The sequence below is a fragment of the Brevundimonas sp. LF-1 genome, from assembly GCF_037055305.1.
Classification (GTDB): Bacteria; Pseudomonadota; Alphaproteobacteria; order Caulobacterales; family Caulobacteraceae; genus Brevundimonas; species Brevundimonas sanguinis.
The window spans coordinates 786,496-800,222 of sequence record NZ_CP146349.1 but is presented as its reverse complement, the minus strand read 5'-3'; the positions used below and the strand labels follow the sequence as shown (position 1 = coordinate 800,222).

13 protein-coding genes and 4 pseudogenes are annotated in these 13,727 nt (G+C 68.3%); 10 read left to right on the top strand and 7 right to left on the bottom strand.

The window, feature by feature from the left end; all coding sequences use genetic code 11:
• Positions 1–186: 186 nt before the first annotated feature.
• From ffh to V8F63_RS04235, 4 genes and pseudogenes are all read left to right on the top strand, one after another.
• Positions 187–1,605 (top strand): annotated as a pseudogene (gene ffh, locus V8F63_RS04250) (signal recognition particle protein); the annotation flags it as partial.
• A 127-nt stretch (positions 1,606–1,732) separates the two neighbouring features.
• Entirely contained in the window at positions 1,733–2,245 is a 513-nt protein-coding gene (rpsP, locus tag V8F63_RS04245) for a 30S ribosomal protein S16 (protein ID WP_025976337.1), read from the top strand.
• Positions 2,246–2,354: 109 nt separating this feature from the next.
• Positions 2,355–2,882: a ribosome maturation factor RimM gene (gene rimM, locus V8F63_RS04240; RefSeq protein WP_313633711.1), complete on the top strand. Its 528-nt coding sequence runs from the start codon at positions 2,355–2,357 to the stop codon at positions 2,880–2,882.
• A gap of 83 nt (positions 2,883–2,965) precedes the next feature.
• On the top strand, positions 2,966–3,670 hold the full coding sequence (locus V8F63_RS04235) for a glutathione S-transferase N-terminal domain-containing protein (RefSeq protein WP_025976335.1): 705 nt from the start codon (positions 2,966–2,968) through the stop codon (positions 3,668–3,670).
• Between the two features lie 37 nt (positions 3,671–3,707).
• On the opposite strand, the gene V8F63_RS04230 is transcribed toward V8F63_RS04235, so the two are convergent.
• Positions 3,708–3,881, bottom strand: a complete 174-nt coding sequence (locus V8F63_RS04230; RefSeq protein ID WP_082891494.1) for a DUF1508 domain-containing protein — start codon at positions 3,879–3,881, stop codon at positions 3,708–3,710.
• A 127-nt stretch (positions 3,882–4,008) separates the two neighbouring features.
• Between V8F63_RS04230 and V8F63_RS04225 the strand changes: the two genes are divergently transcribed.
• Positions 4,009–4,242, top strand: a complete 234-nt coding sequence (locus tag V8F63_RS04225) for a KTSC domain-containing protein (protein ID WP_134581884.1) — start codon at positions 4,009–4,011, stop codon at positions 4,240–4,242.
• Here V8F63_RS04225 and V8F63_RS04220 read toward each other — a convergent pair.
• Positions 4,202–5,371: a benzoate/H(+) symporter BenE family transporter gene (locus V8F63_RS04220; protein ID WP_392354606.1), complete on the bottom strand. Its 1,170-nt coding sequence runs from the start codon at positions 5,369–5,371 to the stop codon at positions 4,202–4,204. The two genes, V8F63_RS04225 and V8F63_RS04220, sit on opposite strands and share 41 nt — an antisense overlap.
• 153 nt (positions 5,372–5,524) lie before the next feature.
• Positions 5,525–6,322 carry an enoyl-ACP reductase gene (locus V8F63_RS04215; protein ID WP_167309551.1) on the bottom strand — a complete coding sequence of 266 codons (798 nt, stop codon included), beginning with the start codon at positions 6,320–6,322 and terminating at the stop codon, positions 5,525–5,527.
• A 133-nt stretch (positions 6,323–6,455) separates the two neighbouring features.
• Here V8F63_RS04215 and V8F63_RS04210 point away from each other — a divergent pair, with 133 nt between their 5' ends.
• A complete protein-coding gene (locus V8F63_RS04210) occupies positions 6,456–6,797 on the top strand; it encodes a DUF2794 domain-containing protein (RefSeq protein ID WP_392354605.1) in 342 nt (113 codons plus the stop codon).
• A 311-nt stretch (positions 6,798–7,108) separates the two neighbouring features.
• Here the strand turns inward: V8F63_RS04210 and V8F63_RS04205 are convergent, their stop codons facing one another.
• Entirely contained in the window at positions 7,109–7,861 is a 753-nt protein-coding gene (locus V8F63_RS04205) for a Bax inhibitor-1/YccA family protein (RefSeq protein ID WP_025976331.1), read from the bottom strand.
• 126 nt (positions 7,862–7,987) lie between these two features.
• On the opposite strand from V8F63_RS04205, the pseudogene thpR reads away from it, so the two are divergent.
• The 3 genes and pseudogenes from thpR (at position 7,988) to mmcB (ending at position 9,559) form a co-directional block, all read left to right on the top strand.
• Positions 7,988–8,525, top strand: a pseudogene (gene thpR / locus V8F63_RS04200) (RNA 2',3'-cyclic phosphodiesterase).
• A pseudogene (locus V8F63_RS04195) lies at positions 8,522–9,087 on the top strand (GNAT family N-acetyltransferase). Before thpR ends, V8F63_RS04195 begins: the two co-directional pseudogenes overlap by 4 nt.
• 25 nt (positions 9,088–9,112) lie before the next feature.
• A complete protein-coding gene (mmcB, locus tag V8F63_RS04190) occupies positions 9,113–9,559 on the top strand; it encodes a DNA repair putative endonuclease MmcB (RefSeq protein ID WP_025976328.1) in 447 nt (148 codons plus the stop codon).
• Between the two features lie 179 nt (positions 9,560–9,738).
• Here the strand turns inward: mmcB and V8F63_RS04185 are convergent, their stop codons facing one another.
• From V8F63_RS04185 to V8F63_RS04175, 3 genes are all read right to left on the bottom strand, one after another.
• Positions 9,739–10,452, bottom strand: a complete 714-nt coding sequence (locus V8F63_RS04185; RefSeq protein WP_025976327.1) for a M48 family metallopeptidase — start codon at positions 10,450–10,452, stop codon at positions 9,739–9,741.
• Entirely contained in the window at positions 10,418–11,698 is a 1,281-nt protein-coding gene (gene phaZ / locus V8F63_RS04180) for a polyhydroxyalkanoate depolymerase (protein WP_392354604.1), read from the bottom strand. The genes V8F63_RS04185 and phaZ overlap by 35 nt, the downstream gene beginning before the upstream one ends.
• A gap of 96 nt (positions 11,699–11,794) precedes the next feature.
• Entirely contained in the window at positions 11,795–12,415 is a 621-nt protein-coding gene (locus V8F63_RS04175) for an SCO family protein (RefSeq protein ID WP_392354603.1), read from the bottom strand.
• 92 nt (positions 12,416–12,507) lie between these two features.
• Here V8F63_RS04175 and V8F63_RS04170 point away from each other — a divergent pair.
• Positions 12,508–13,668 (top strand): annotated as a pseudogene (locus tag V8F63_RS04170) (ActS/PrrB/RegB family redox-sensitive histidine kinase); the annotation flags it as partial.
• Between the last annotated feature and the right edge of the window lie 59 nt (positions 13,669–13,727).

Sequence of the window (13,727 nt, the reverse complement as noted above, 5' to 3'; positions counted from 1 at the left end):
CCTTGCTTTTCCGCCATAAGCCGCGACTTCCGGCGCAATTGAACCTGCGCCTCCACCCGCACGACCCCTGATTTTCTTCAGGACGAGGCGGGAGAGGGCCTCTGTCGACGTGATCGTTCGCAGAGGTCGCCCGCCTATGGGCGCTGCTCACGGAGGCTTTAGGCCCAGGCGCATGAAAGGGTTTGAATGTTCGAGGCTCTGAACGAGCGGCTGACAGGCGTCTTCGACCGGATCACCGGGCGCGGCGCCCTGTCCGAAAAGGATGTCGAGGAGGCCCTGCGCGAGGTCCGCGTCGCCCTGCTCGAGGCCGACGTCGCCCTGCCGGTGGTCAAGGACTTCATCGCCCGCGCCAAGACGGCTGCGACGGGCGAAGACGTCATCCGCGCGGTCAAGCCCGCCGATCAGGTCATCAAGATCGTCTATGACGGCCTGGTCGACATGCTGGGCGGCGAAGAGCCGGTTCCGCTGAACACCAATGCGACCCCGCCCGCCGTCGTGCTGATGGCCGGTCTGCAGGGCTCGGGCAAGACGACGACCTCGGCCAAGCTGGCCCTGCGCCTGTCGAAGTTCGACAAGAAGAAGGTCATGATGGCCTCGCTGGACACGCGTCGTCCGGCGGCCATGGAGCAGCTGGCCACCCTGGGCCAGCAGATCGAGGTCGCGACCCTGCCCATCGTGGCGGGCGAGAGCGCGGTCCAGATCACCCGCCGCGCGCTGCAATCGGCCAAGCTGCAGGGCTTCGACGTCCTGATCCTCGACACCGCCGGCCGCATCACCCTGGACGAAGGGCTGATGAACGAGGTGGCCGAGGTCGCGCAGATCGCCAAGCCGGTCGAGACCCTGCTGGTCGCCGACAGCCTGACCGGTCAGGATGCCGTGCGCACCGCCGCCGCCTTCCACGAACGCCTGCCGCTGACCGGTCTGGTGCTGACCCGCGCCGATGGCGACGGGCGCGGCGGCGCCATGCTGTCGATGCGCGCCGTCACCGGCCTGCCGATCAAATATCTGGGCGCGGGCGAAAAGGTCGATGCGCTGGACGTCTTTGACGCCCGCCGCGTCGCCGGCCGCATCCTGGGTCAGGGGGACATCGTCGCCCTGGTCGAGAAGGCCGCGGGCGAGCTGGACCAGGCCAAGGCCGAGAAGATGGCCCGCAAGCTGGCCAAGGGTCAGTTCGACCTGGACGACCTGGCGGGCCAGCTGAACCAGATGAAGAAGATGGGCGGTCTTCAGGGCATCATGGGCCTGCTGCCCGGCGTGGCCAAGCTGAAGAACCAGATGGCCGAGAACAACGTCTCGGACAAGATGATCGACCGCCAACTGGCCGTCATCAACTCCATGACCAAGGCCGAGCGCAAGAAGCCGGACCTGCTGAACGCCAGCCGCAAGAAGCGCGTGGCCAAGGGCGCCGGCGTCGAGGTCCAGGACATCAACCGCCTGCTGAAGCAGCACCGGCAGATGGCCGACATGGTCAAGTCCCTGTCCAAGGGCGGCGGCAAGAACTTGCAGAAAATGGCCTCCATGATGGGCGGCCTGCCCGGCATGGGCGGCGGCGGTCCGGACATGAACCGCTTGAAGGCCCTGGGCGGCGGCAAGATGCCGGAACCCTCGGCCGATGAAATGAAAGCCATTCATGACCGCCTGGCGGGTCTGGGCGGCGGACAACTTCCGGGGGCCTTCCGGGTCTGCCGGGCTTCCCCAAAAGAACTAACGCCTTTCTAGAAAGAGACTGAAAATGCTGAAGATTCGTCTGTCCCGCGGCGGCGCCAAGAAGCGCCCCTACTACCACATCGTCATCGCCGACTCGCACGCTCCGCGCGACGGCAAGTTCATCGAGCGCGTCGGCAGCTACAACCCGATGCTGCCCAAGGACAGCGCCACCCCGCGCATCGTCCTGAAGGCCGACCGCATCGCCGAGTGGCTCGCCAAGGGCGCCCAGCCGACCGACCGCGTCGCCCGCTTCATCAGCCAGAGCCAGGACGAAGCGCTGGCCGGCAAGGTCCAGTGGGTCCAGGGCAACAACCCGAAGAAGGCCGAGCCGGGCAAGAAGGCCCAGGAACGCGCCGCCGAGCGCGCCCAGCGCGAAGCCGATCGCCTGGAAGCCGAAGCCGCCGCCAAGGCCGAGGCCGCTGAAGCCGCCGCCGCCGCTGCCGCCGCTCCGGCCGTGGAAGAAGCTCCGGCTGAAGAAGCCCCTGCCGCTGAAGCGCCTGCCGAAGCCGCCGCTGAGGCGACCGAAGAGCAGGCCTAAGCCTTACTTTTCATCCGGCTGCAGCCGGTTGAAACGGGAAAGCAGCGTCCTTTCGGGGCGCTGCTTTTCTGCTATCTGGACCCCATCGCATCGGTAAACGGAGCCCGGTATGAGCAGCGAAGACAGACTGATCCTGGTGGGCCAGATCGGCGGTGCCTTCGGCGTGAAGGGCGAGGTGCGCATCAGCGCCTATACCGCCGACCCCATGGCCCTGGTCGGCTATTCGCCGCTGCTGGGCGCCGACGGCAAGCCGGCGCTGACGTTGATCTCGGCCCGGCCGGACAAGGCGGGCGTGGTGGCGCGGGTCAAGGAAATCGCGACCAAGGAAGAGGCCGACGCCCGGCGCGGCCAGAAGCTGTTCGTCACGCGCGACGCCTTGCCGGAGCCGGAGGAGGACGAGTTCTACCTGACCGACCTGGTCGGCCTGGAGGGGCGTGATCCGGCCGACGTGGTGCTGGGCAAGGTCAAGTCGGTCCAGAACTTCGGCGCCGACGACATGCTGGAGATCGCCCCGGCCGAGGGCGGCCCGACCTGGTACCTGCCCTTCACCCGCGAGGCGGCGCCGGAACTGCACATCAACGAAGGCTGGCTGCGCATCGTCCGCCCGACCGAAGTCAGCGACCGCGACGAAGACTGAGGCACGGACATTCGCCGCATGGACGGTTGCGGATCGTCTTACGGCTCCCGACATGGGCAGGGTCACACCAGCCGGAGCGTTCCATGGCCGACCTGTCCGCCTTCCCCGTCACCCGTCAGTTTCCGCCCCAGCATCCGGACCGGCTGCAGCTCTATTCGCTGCCGACGCCCAATGGGGTGAAGGTGTCGATCCTGCTGGAGGAGCTGGGTCTGCCCTACGAGGCCCATCTGGTCGATATCGGCAAGGACGAGACCTGGACGCCGGAGTTTCTGTCGCTGAACCCCAACGGCAAGATCCCCGCCATCATCGATCCCGACGGCCCGGGCGGAAAGCCGCTGCCCCTGTTCGAATCCGGCGCCATCCTGGTCTATCTGGCCGAGAAGACGGGGCGCTTCCTGCCCGCCGATCCGGCCGCGCGCTATGAGACGCTGCAGTGGGTCTTCTTCCAGATGGCGGCCATCGGCCCGATGTTCGGCCAGCTCGGCTTCTTCCACCGGTTCGCCGGGCGCGAGTACGAGGACAAGCGGCCGCGCGATCGCTACGTCGCCGAGTCCAAGCGCTTGCTGGGCGTGCTGGAGGGAAGGCTCGAGGGTCGCGACTGGATCATGGGCGCCGACTACACCATCGCCGACATCGCCATCCTCGGCTGGGTGCGCAACCTGATCGGCTTCTATGAGGCGGGCGATCTGGTCGGCTTTTCCGACTTCCCGCGCGTCGGCGCCTGGCTGAAGCGGGGCCTAGCGCGTCCGGCGGTGCAGCGCGGGCTGGAGATCCCGGCGCGATCGTAAATGGAGGCGGGGGCGCGACGCCGCGGCCCCGCCCGACCTAGACTTCTTCGGTCGGGGCGTCGCCGACGTGCTTCTTGATCGACTCTATGGCCCGCTTGGCGCCCGACTTGTCGGAATAGCCCTCGGTCGAGAAAATGACCTCCGAGTTGTATTTGAACCGGACGCGGAACTCGCCGGCCTTGTCTTGGTAGACCTCGAACTTGTGCGCCATGATCGCCTCACTTCGCAGGCCCCAGTCGGCCCAAGGTCAAGCTGACATAGTCGCTTCGCTCGTCAATGCCCCGCCGAACACGGGTGCGTGAGGGGGAGCCGAGACGCCGGCTGGCCGTTCTCCCCTTATGCCGTCCAGCGTCATCCGCCGCTTCCGCTATGACGAGGCCGCCCGTCGATTGCGGCTGACCTTCGTCTCGGGCGCCGTCTACGACTACGACGACGTGCCGCCGGAGGTGGCCAAGGGTCTGGCGCAGGCGTCGTCCAAGGGGCGCTTCTTCGGGCTGCGCGTTCGCGACCGCTATCCCTGTCGCCGGGTGTTCAGCGCGCGCCAATCCAGCGACGCGCCGCCAGGGCGATGAAGCCGACCGCCAGGCCCCAGAAGGCCGAACCAACCCCGAACAGCGCCATGCCCGACGCCGTGGCGGCGAAGGTCAGCACGGCCGCCTCGCGATTCTTGACCTCGCTCATCATGGCGCCCAGCGACCCGGTCAGGGGCGCGATCAGGGCCAGTCCTGTGATGGCGGCAAGCGCGCCGGTCGGCATGGCGATGAACAGGCCCGCCAGCGGCGCCGCGAACAGGGCGACGACCAGATAGAACAGGCCGTAGATCACCCCCACGGTCCAGCGTCTGGCGGGGTCAGGGTGGGCGTCCGGCTCGGTGCAGATGGCGGCGGTGATGGCGGCCAGATTGACGCCGTGTGCGCCGAAAGGCGCCAGAAGCGTGCTGGTCAGCCCGCCCCAGAAGATCAGCTTTCCGGCGGGCGGGGCGTAGCCTGCAGCCCTCAGCACCACCAGACCGGGCAGGTTCTGCGAGGCCAGCGTCACCAGATACAGCGGCAGGGCCAGACTGACCGCCGCCTTCCAGTCGAAGGCTGGCATGACCGGCGATAGGGCGCCGAACAGGCCGGTTCCCTCGGGCAGGGCGACCTGACCGCGCACGGTCAGAACCGCGAAGGCGACGACCAGAACGGCGGGCAGGGACCAGGCGGGCGCCAGCCGACGCATGACCAGAAAGACCAGCAGCAGTCCCGCCGCCAGCATCAGATCGGTCGGGAACACGAGAAACAGCTTGAGGCAGAAAGGCAGCAGCACCCCCGCCAGCATGGCCGAGGCGATGGCCGCCGGAATGCGCTCGGCCAGCCGTCCCAGCGCCGGGACCAGCCCGGTCAGCACCATCATCAGCCCGGCGATGACGAAGGCGCCCACGGCCGTCGACCAGCCGAGGCCCAGCGTCGAGGCCGCCAGCAGGGCCGCGCCTGGCGTCGACCAGGCCAGCACGACCGGCATCTTCAGTCGCCAGCTCAACACCGCGCCGGGCAGGCCGATGCCCAGGCACAGGGCCGTGACCATGGAGATGATCTGGCCGGGCGACGCGCCCATCGCCTGTCCCGCCTGAACGATCAGGGCGACCGTGCCGCCGAAGCCGACGACGGTGGCCACCGCGGCGGCGGAAAAACTGGCGGGAGGAGGCAGGCTCGCGGAACTCATGCGCCCAAGCTAGGCCGGGCGGCGGCGTGTCGAAAGCGGAAACCTATCTTCCGCTCATCTCGGCGTCAGCCGGGATGAGCGGGTAGTGGAGGAGATGCAAAAAAGGCCGCCAGTTCGCCCGACGGCCCTCTGTGTTCGCATGAAGTCGGGGGTTCAGCCCTCCATGTCGTCCGGCAGGCCGACGGCGTGGAAGCCGGCGTCGACGTGGACGACTTCGCCCGTGGTCGAGCGGCCCAGATCCGAGCACAGCCACAGGGCGGCGCCGGCGACGCCTTCCATCGAGGTCTCTTCCTTGATCAGCGAGAACTGCGCCGACTTGGAGTGCAGGCCGCGCCCGCCGGCGATGCCCGCCAGCGACAGGGTGCGCATGGCGCCCGCCGAGATGGCGTTGACGCGGATGCCCTTCGGACCGAGATCGCGCGCGATGTAGCGGGTGGCGGCTTCCAGCGCGGCCTTGGCCACGCCCATGGTGTTGTAGTTCGGGATGACCCGTTCGGACCCGAGATAGGTCAGGGTGATCATCGAGCCGCCGTTGGGCATCAGCTTGGCCGAGCGCTTGGCCACGTCGACGAAGCTGAAGGCCGAGATGTTCATGGCCAGCAGGAAGCTGTCGCGGGTGGTGTTGTCGACGAAGGAGCCCTTCAGCTCGTCCTTGTTGGCGAAGGCCACCGAGTGGACGACGAAGTCGATCGTGCCGAACTCCTTCTCCAGCTCGGCGAAGGCGGCGTCCATCGAGGCGTCGTCGGTGACGTCGGCCTGGATCAGCAGTTTGGCGCCGACGCTTTCGGCCAGGGGACGCACGCGGCGCTCAAGACCCTCGCCCAGATAGGTGAAGGCCAGCTCGGCGCCCTGCGCCGCCAGTTGCGAGGCGATGCCCCAGGCGATGGAGTTGGAGTTGGCCACCCCCATGATCAGGCCCTTCTTGCCCTTCATGAGTTCGCCGGTGGGCATGTCCCAGCCTTCGCTCGTCGCCATGGGTTCGTCTCCGTATCTAGAACTTGATCCGCCTTTTGGACGGGCGCGCGGCGGGTGACAAGTGAGTGCTGACGCTGGCGTTTATCCGCCGTCGGCCTAAGTTGACGTCATGAGCTTCGACGCCGACAGTTCGCACGCACAGCCGCAGGCTGGTCCCGTCTTCTTCGACCGCCGCGAACTGGACCAGATGCTGCGGGTTTATGGGCGGATGGTGGCGGCGGGCGAATGGCGCGATTACGCCATGGCCGGGGCCAGGGAGCACGCCGAGTTCGCCGTCTTCCGCCGCCACGGCGACGCGCCCGTCTATCGCATCGAGAAACGCCCCGCCCTGCGCCTGAAACAGGGCCAGTGGGCCGTAATCGGCGAGGGCGGCCATGTGCTGAAACGCGGCCGCGATCTGGCCCAGGTGCTGCGCGTCTTCGACAGCCGGAAGTTCACGGTGGTGGACTAGGACGGTCTCGCCCCTCGTCCTCGACCTCTCCTTGCCGTCAGCCTCAACCCCTCTCTCCGCCGTCATCCTCGGGCTTGACCCGAGGATCGGGTTGTCCTCGCGCGAGGCATAGACGGTCGAGGACGCAGCGTGGCTCGATCCTCGGGTCAAGCCCGAGGATGACGGAGGCAATGGTGCCAATTCCAAAGAAAAGGCCCCGACGTCGCCGTCGGGGCCTCATTCTTTCTTGGCCTATCGCCCTTCGGGCTGCTTGAGGCCGACGCTCAAGTCGGCCGTGACCGCGTCACGGCCATAGCGCATTCAAAAAGCCTCTATTCGCGGCTGCCGCCCATGAAGGCCAACAGGAACTGGAACAGGTTGATGAAGTTGATGAACAGGCTCAGGGCGCCGAAGCCCGTGGCCACGCCCATGGCGTTCTTGTCGCCGCCCAGGGCGTAGTAGGTCATCTTCAGACGCTGGGTGTCATAGGCGATCAGGCCCGAGAAGATCAGCACGCCCAGACCCGAGATCACCAGGCCGAACATGCCCGACTTCACCAGGAAGGCGTTGACCAGCATGGCCAGGATCAGGCCGATCAGGGCCATGATCAGGAAGGTGCCCATGCCGCTGAGGTCCTTCTTGGTCGTGTAGCCGACCAGGCTCAGACCCGCGAAGGCGGCGGCGGTGACGAAGAAGGTCGAGGCCAGCGAACCGCCCGTATAGCGCAGGAACAGCACGCCCAGACCGGCGCCGATGGTGGCCACCACGGCCCAGTAGAGCATGTTCACGCCCTTGGCCGTCGGGTTCTTCATGAAGAACATGGAGCCGAACAGCATGACCAGCGGCGAGAACTGGATGATCATGCCCAGCATGGTCAGGCCGATGCGGCCGTCCGGCATGCGGGCGAACAGCAGCTGCTGCACGGCGGGGACGTTGCCGGTGACGTAGGCCAGGACGCCGGCGACGACCAGACCGATCGCCAGCTTGTTGTAGACGCCCAGCATGAAGGCGCGCAGGCCGGCGTCGACGGACATGTCCGCCGACTGCGGAAGCGGGCGCGCATAGCCGTTGTTGAAATCGCTCATCGCGAAAGAAGTCTCCCATTCGGCCGGGATGGTCCCGACCTTTGGCTCAAATATCGGCACGCCGGGGCGTCCATGCAAGAAAAAGCGGGCTTCCGGCCGGCGGTTCCGCCCGCTACCAAGGGTCGCATGCTACGTCTGTTCACCGCCATCGCCATTCCCGAGGACGTCGCCGAGACCCTGGCGCGGCGGCAGTCCGGCCTGCCCGGCGCCCGCTGGCGGCCGCTGGACGCCCTGCACGTCACCCTGGCCTTCTATGGCGAGGCGTCCGAGCGCACGGCTGACGACCTGGCCTCCGAGCTGACCCGCGCCGAGGGCGGGGGCGTTCGAGATCGCCCTTAACGGCGTCGGCGCCTTCGGCGACGCCCATCGCAGCCACACCCTGTGGGCCGGGCTGGAGCGGTCCGAACCGCTGAACGTCCTGGCCGGGCGTTGCCGGTCGGCCGGCGAGCGCGCGGGCGTCCCGCCGGAGAACCGCGAATACCGGCCGCACGTCACCCTGGCCTATCTGAAGCCCCAAGCGAACCCCGACCGCATCGGCGCCTGGATCGCCGGGCACAATCTGCTGAAGTCGCCGCCGATCCGCGTGGATCGCTTCGGCCTCTATTCCAGCGTCCTGACCGGCGACGGCAGCGTCTACACCCTGGAGCGGGAGTATCTGTTGTGATCGAGCGTCCCACCTCGCCCCTCGGCCCCACGCTGGAGACGGAGCGCCTGTTCCTGCGCCCGCCGACGCTGGAGGACTTCCCGCGCTGGGCCGACTTCATGAGCGACCCTGAGACGACCCGCTTCATCGGCGGGGTGCAGTCCAGGCACGAGGTTTGGCGCGCCATCGCCTCGGTGGCGGGCATGTGGGCGCTGCAGGGCGAGGGCATGTTCTCGGTGATCGAGAAGGCGACCGGCCTGTGGATGGGCCGGATCGGGCCGCTGCACCCCTATGACTGGCCGGGCCGGGAAGTGGGCTGGAGCCTGCACCGCGACGCCACGGGCAAGGGCTATGCGCTCGAGGCGGCTGCGGCGACCATGGACTACGCCTTCGACGTACTGGAGTGGCCCGACGTCATCCACTGCATCGACCCGGACAACCGCGCCTCGGAGAAGCTGGCCGAGCGGCTGGGCTCGACCAATCGCGGGCCGGGCGCGATCCCCCGCCGTTCCACGAGCACAAGGTCAATCTGTGGGGTCAGGCGCGCGAGCAGTGGCGGGCGAACCGGCAGCGCTTGCGGTAGGAACGCAACGGGAACATAAAGGCGCATGGCCGCCGCCGCGCTTCACCTCGAACTGGTCTTCAGCCGCCCCGAAACCACCCTCTCGGTGACGCGAGGGGCCGCTCGGCTGCTGGTCGACATGGGCTATGCGCCTCTGCTGGAGGTCTGTCTGCCCAATGGGCGGCGCGCCGACGTCATGGCCCTTGGACCCAAGGGCGACATCGTCATCTGCGAGGTGAAGTCGGGTATCGACGACTATCGCGTCGACCGCAAATGGCAGGAGTACGGGCCGTTCTGCGACGCCTTCTACTTCGCCGTGGCCCCGGAGTTCCCGGAGGGCGTGCTGCCGGACGAGCCGGGCCTGATCGTGGCCGACGGCTTTGGCGGGGCGGTGCTGCGCGAGGCGCCGGCGACGCCCCTGGCCCCCGCGCGACGCAAGGCGCTGACCCTGGCCTTCGCCCGTCTGGGCGCGCTCAGGGCGATGCGCGAGTAACGCCCTTCTCCCCTTGAGGGAGAAGGTGGGCGCCGGAGGCGCTCGGATGAGGGGTGTCAGCGCGGTGTCTGAAGTTCTAGCGATCGGGCGGTGCGACAGCCGCTAAAGCCGCTGCGCTCGCACCCCTCATCCGTCAGGCTGCGCCTGCCGCCTTCTCCCTCAAGGGGAGAAGGGCCTCCTTACCCGCCCACGGCGTGCAGCGCCGCGCCATGGTCGCGCAGCCAGCGGCGGTGCGGGCGATGATCCCCGATCAGTCGAGCCACGACGGCCCAATAGGCCGGGCTGTGGTCGGCGTGGACCAGGTGAGCCACTTCGTGCGCGGCCAGGTAGTCGGCCACGGCGGGCGGGGCCATGATGACGCGCCACGAGTAGCGGATCGAGCGGTTGTGCGGGCTGCACGAGCCCCAGCGCGAGCGGGTGTCGACGATGGACACCTTCACCGGTCCCTGACCCAGGCTCTTCAGGTGGACCTGCGTGCGTTCGGTCAGGAAGTCGCGCGCAGCCCGGCGGAACCAGTTCTCGATGCGGCGAGAGAAGGCCTCGCCCTGGCCGCCTGAACGCAGCACAGGCCCCTCGTCCGTCTCGATCAGGCGCGCGGCGCCCGCGCCGCCGCTCGCCTCCAGCCGCACCGGACGGCCCAGCCAGGTGACGACGGCGCCGGGTTCAAACGCCAGGGTCTCGACCCGCGCGGCCAGCCGTTCGGCGATCCATCCGGCCTTGGTGCGGGCGAAGGCGACGACCTCGCCAAGGCGCCGCTCGCTGGGGGCCACGGCCACGGCCTCGCCGGCGCGGGCGTCGATGCGGATCGACAGCCGCCGCGCGCGCGGATTGACCGACAGCCTCAGGGCGCCGCCGCCCTCAAGCGGCAGACGCTGACCGTTCCGGTACGACACTGAGGGCTTCGTTGCTGGCGATGAAATCGCGCACGCGGGGATAGATCTCCTCGCGGAAACGGCGGCCGTTGAAGACGCCGTAGTGGCCGACTTTGGGCTGGACGTAGAGCAGACGGCGGTCGTCGGGGATGTTGGGCGTCAGGCCGTGCGCCGCCTGGGTCTGGCCGACGCCCGAGATGTCGTCCATCTCGCCCTCGATGGTGGCCAGGCCGATATCCTTGATGGCCGTCAGATCGACGGTCTGGCCGCGATGCTGCAACAGGCCGCGCGGCAGCAGGTGCTGCTGGAAGACGATGTCGATGGTCTGGAGATAGAATTCTTCGGTCAGGTCCAGCACCGACAGATATTCGTCGTAGAACTGCTCGTGCTTTTCCACGCCGTCGCCGTCGCCCGCCACCAGATCGTCGAAATAGCGGCGATGGGCGTCGACGTGCTTGTCCTCGTTCATCGACATGAAGCTGTAGAGCTGGACGAAGCCGGGATAGACCCGCCGTCCCGCGCCCGGATAGGGCAGGGGCACGGTGTGGATCATGTTCGACTTGAACCAGGTGAAGGGCTTTTCCTCGGCCAGCTGGTTCGTCACCGTCGGCGACAGGCGGGCGTCGATGGGCGAGCCCATGAAGGTCATGGAGGCGGGGCGGTTCGGGTCGTCCTCGGCGGCCATCACGGCGCAGGCGGCCAGCACCGGCGGCCCCGGCTGGCAGACGCCGACGACATGGGCGCGCGGGCCGACGGCGGCCAGCATGTCGCGCACATGGTCGATGTAGTCGTTGAAGTCGAAACGGCCTTCCAGCATCGGCACCTGACGGGCGTTGGCCCAGTCGGTGACATAGACGTCGTGGTCCTGAAGGAAGGTCTCGACCGTGCCGCGCAGCAGGGTGGCGTAGTGGCCCGACAGCGGCGCGACGATCACCACGGCGGGCGCGGCGGCGGGGCGGCCCGCGCGTTTCAGGTCGCCGATGTTGCGGGCGAACCGCACCAGGCGGCACCAGGGCGAGGACCACACCACCTGTTCGGTGGTGCGCACGGGCTTGCCGTCGATCTCGATCGTCTCAAGGCCCCAGTCCGGCTTGCCGTAGCGGCGCGTCAGGCTTTCGAACACCTCGGCCGCGGCATAGGCGGTGCGGCCGATCGCCGTGTCCGCCGCCGGATTGAGCGGAGAGGTCCAGAACTGCCGGGCCATCTGGGCCCCGATCCGGAACGGCGTCGCCGAATGGTAGGCGAGCTCGTGAAAAGCGTAGAGCATGAAACCCCGAGTGCGGCCCCCGCCGATGCGGATCGCCGATCATACAGGATGATGCGCTGCAAAAAGCCCGGCCGCGCCGCGTTCAGGCAAAGGTGATCAGCCCTTCTCCATCGCGTTTTCGATCAGGGTCACGGTGCGGCTGGGCCCCAGGTCATGGGCGACGGCGCTCCGGAACTTGCCGTCCGGCCCCATCAGATAGACGGTCAGGCCGTGGTTCATGGTGTAGCCCTCGCCCTCGCCGACCTTCTGATAGAAGGCGCGGTATTCCTTGGCGACCTGGGCCACCTGTTCCGGCGTGCCGGTCAGGCCGATGACGCCGTCGGGGAAGCCGTCCGACGACAGATAGTCCTTCAGCATCTGCGGGGTGTCGCGCTCAGGGTCGATGCTGATGAAGACGATCTGCAGGTCCTTGGCCTTGTCGCCCATCCGTTCCTGCACGGCGTTCAGCACGCCGAGCGTGGTCGGGCAGTAGTCGGGGCAATAGGTGAAGCCGAAGAAGACCAGGCTCCACTTGCCCTCCAGAATCTTCTCATCGACGACCTGGCCGTCCTGATTGGTCAGGGTGAAGGGGCCGCCGACCAGGGGCTGGCCCGTCGCTGAATCCGTCGTCTGGGCCGCCTGTTGCCGACCGCCGACGACCACCATGGTGATCAGGCCCAGCGCCAGGGCGATGACCGCGCAGGCGGCGGCGAACAGGATGACGGGACGGCGGGGCATGGCCTCTCCTTAGGCGAGAACGACGCGGATCATCGGGCGGGCGCGACACGGCGTACCGTGCAGCCGCCCCTCGCGCGGTCTATAGAAGAGGGGTGAGCCCGACAGAAGCCCCCATACCGCCGCACGCCCCGCTGCACCTCCTGGCCCAGGCGGGCGGCGAACTGGCCGGTCTGCCCGAACTGCCCCGGCGCGGGCGCGGCCTGTCGCTGCGCACCCTGATCGTGCTGCGCTGGCTGGCGGTGATCGGCCAGACCAGCGCCATCCTGACCGCCTATTTCGCCCTGCATTTCCCCTTGCCGTTATGGGAGTGCCTGACGGTGATCGGCGCGGGCGTGGCGATGAACCTGGCCACGATGGCGCGGGCGCGGCGCATCGACGGCAGCCTGCCGGACGGGCCGAGAACCGCCGCGCAGCTGGGCTTCGACATCCTGCAGCTGGCGACGCTGCTGGCTCTGACCGGCGGTCTGGCCAACCCCTTCTGCCTGTTGTTGGTCGCGCCGGTGACGATCGCGGCGGCGGCCCTGCCTGCGCGGCAGGCGGTCATTCTGGGCGTCATGGCCCTGATCGCCGTGGGCTTCCTGTTCTCCTGGTCCCTGCCCCTGCCGTGGCGCCTGCATGAGCATCTGGAGCTGCCGGGCCTCTACCGTCTGGGGCTGGGGCTGGCGCTGGTGACCGGGGTGCTGTTCACCTCCGGCTATGCGTGGAAGGTGGCGGCCGACGCCGACAAGCTGGAGCTGGCCCTCGCCACCACGCAGGACGTGCTGCAGCGCGAACAGAGGCTGGCGGCCCTGGGCGGTCTGGCCGCCGCCGCCGCCCATGAACTGGGCACGCCCCTGGCCACCATACAGGTCGTCGCCAAGGAGATGCTGCGGGACGCCCCCACCGGCAGTCCCGCCGCCGAGGACGCCGGCCTGATCCTGCAGCAAGCCGAGCGCTGCCGCGCCATCCTGAAGCAGTTGTCGGCCCAGCCCCAAGAAGGCGACGCCCTGTTCGCCGACATCGATCTGAAGGCCCTGCTGGAAGAGGTGGCCCAGCCGCATCGGGGCTTTGATCTGGACTTCGACATCGCCGTGAAGGCGCCGCCCGGCCAGCCCGTGCCGCGCGTGCGCCGCCTGCCCGAGATCGTCCACGGCCTGTCCACCCTAGTCGAAAACGCCGCCGACTTCGCCACCGCGCGGGTGCAACTGACCGCCGTGGTCGATGCGGGATGGATCGAGATCGACATCGTCGACGACGGCCCCGGCTTCGCCTCTGAGATTCTGCCGCGCCTGGGCGAGCCCTATGTGACCAGCCGTCCGCAGGCCAAGGCCCG

Excerpts from the sequence above, each read along its gene's own strand:
- rimM (WP_313633711.1), top strand. The coding sequence starts at position 2,355 with ATGAGCAGCGAAGACAGACTGATCCTGGTGGGCCAGATCGGCGGTGCC.
- V8F63_RS04235 (WP_025976335.1), top strand. The coding sequence starts at position 2,966 with ATGGCCGACCTGTCCGCCTTCCCCGTCACCCGTCAGTTTCCGCCCCAG.
- rpsP (WP_025976337.1), top strand. The coding sequence starts at position 1,733 with ATGCTGAAGATTCGTCTGTCCCGCGGCGGCGCCAAGAAGCGCCCCTAC.
- V8F63_RS04220 (WP_392354606.1), bottom strand. The coding sequence starts at position 5,371 with ATGAGTTCCGCGAGCCTGCCTCCTCCCGCCAGTTTTTCCGCCGCCGCG.
- V8F63_RS04175 (WP_392354603.1), bottom strand. The coding sequence starts at position 12,415 with ATGCCCCGCCGTCCCGTCATCCTGTTCGCCGCCGCCTGCGCGGTCATC.
- V8F63_RS04205 (WP_025976331.1), bottom strand. The coding sequence starts at position 7,861 with ATGAGCGATTTCAACAACGGCTATGCGCGCCCGCTTCCGCAGTCGGCG.
- V8F63_RS04210 (WP_392354605.1), top strand. The coding sequence starts at position 6,456 with ATGAGCTTCGACGCCGACAGTTCGCACGCACAGCCGCAGGCTGGTCCC.
- phaZ (WP_392354604.1), bottom strand. The coding sequence starts at position 11,698 with ATGCTCTACGCTTTTCACGAGCTCGCCTACCATTCGGCGACGCCGTTC.
- mmcB (WP_025976328.1), top strand. The coding sequence starts at position 9,113 with ATGGCCGCCGCCGCGCTTCACCTCGAACTGGTCTTCAGCCGCCCCGAA.
- V8F63_RS04215 (WP_167309551.1), bottom strand. The coding sequence starts at position 6,322 with ATGCCCACCGGCGAACTCATGAAGGGCAAGAAGGGCCTGATCATGGGG.
- V8F63_RS04225 (WP_134581884.1), top strand. The coding sequence starts at position 4,009 with ATGCCGTCCAGCGTCATCCGCCGCTTCCGCTATGACGAGGCCGCCCGT.
- V8F63_RS04230 (WP_082891494.1), bottom strand. The coding sequence starts at position 3,881 with ATGGCGCACAAGTTCGAGGTCTACCAAGACAAGGCCGGCGAGTTCCGC.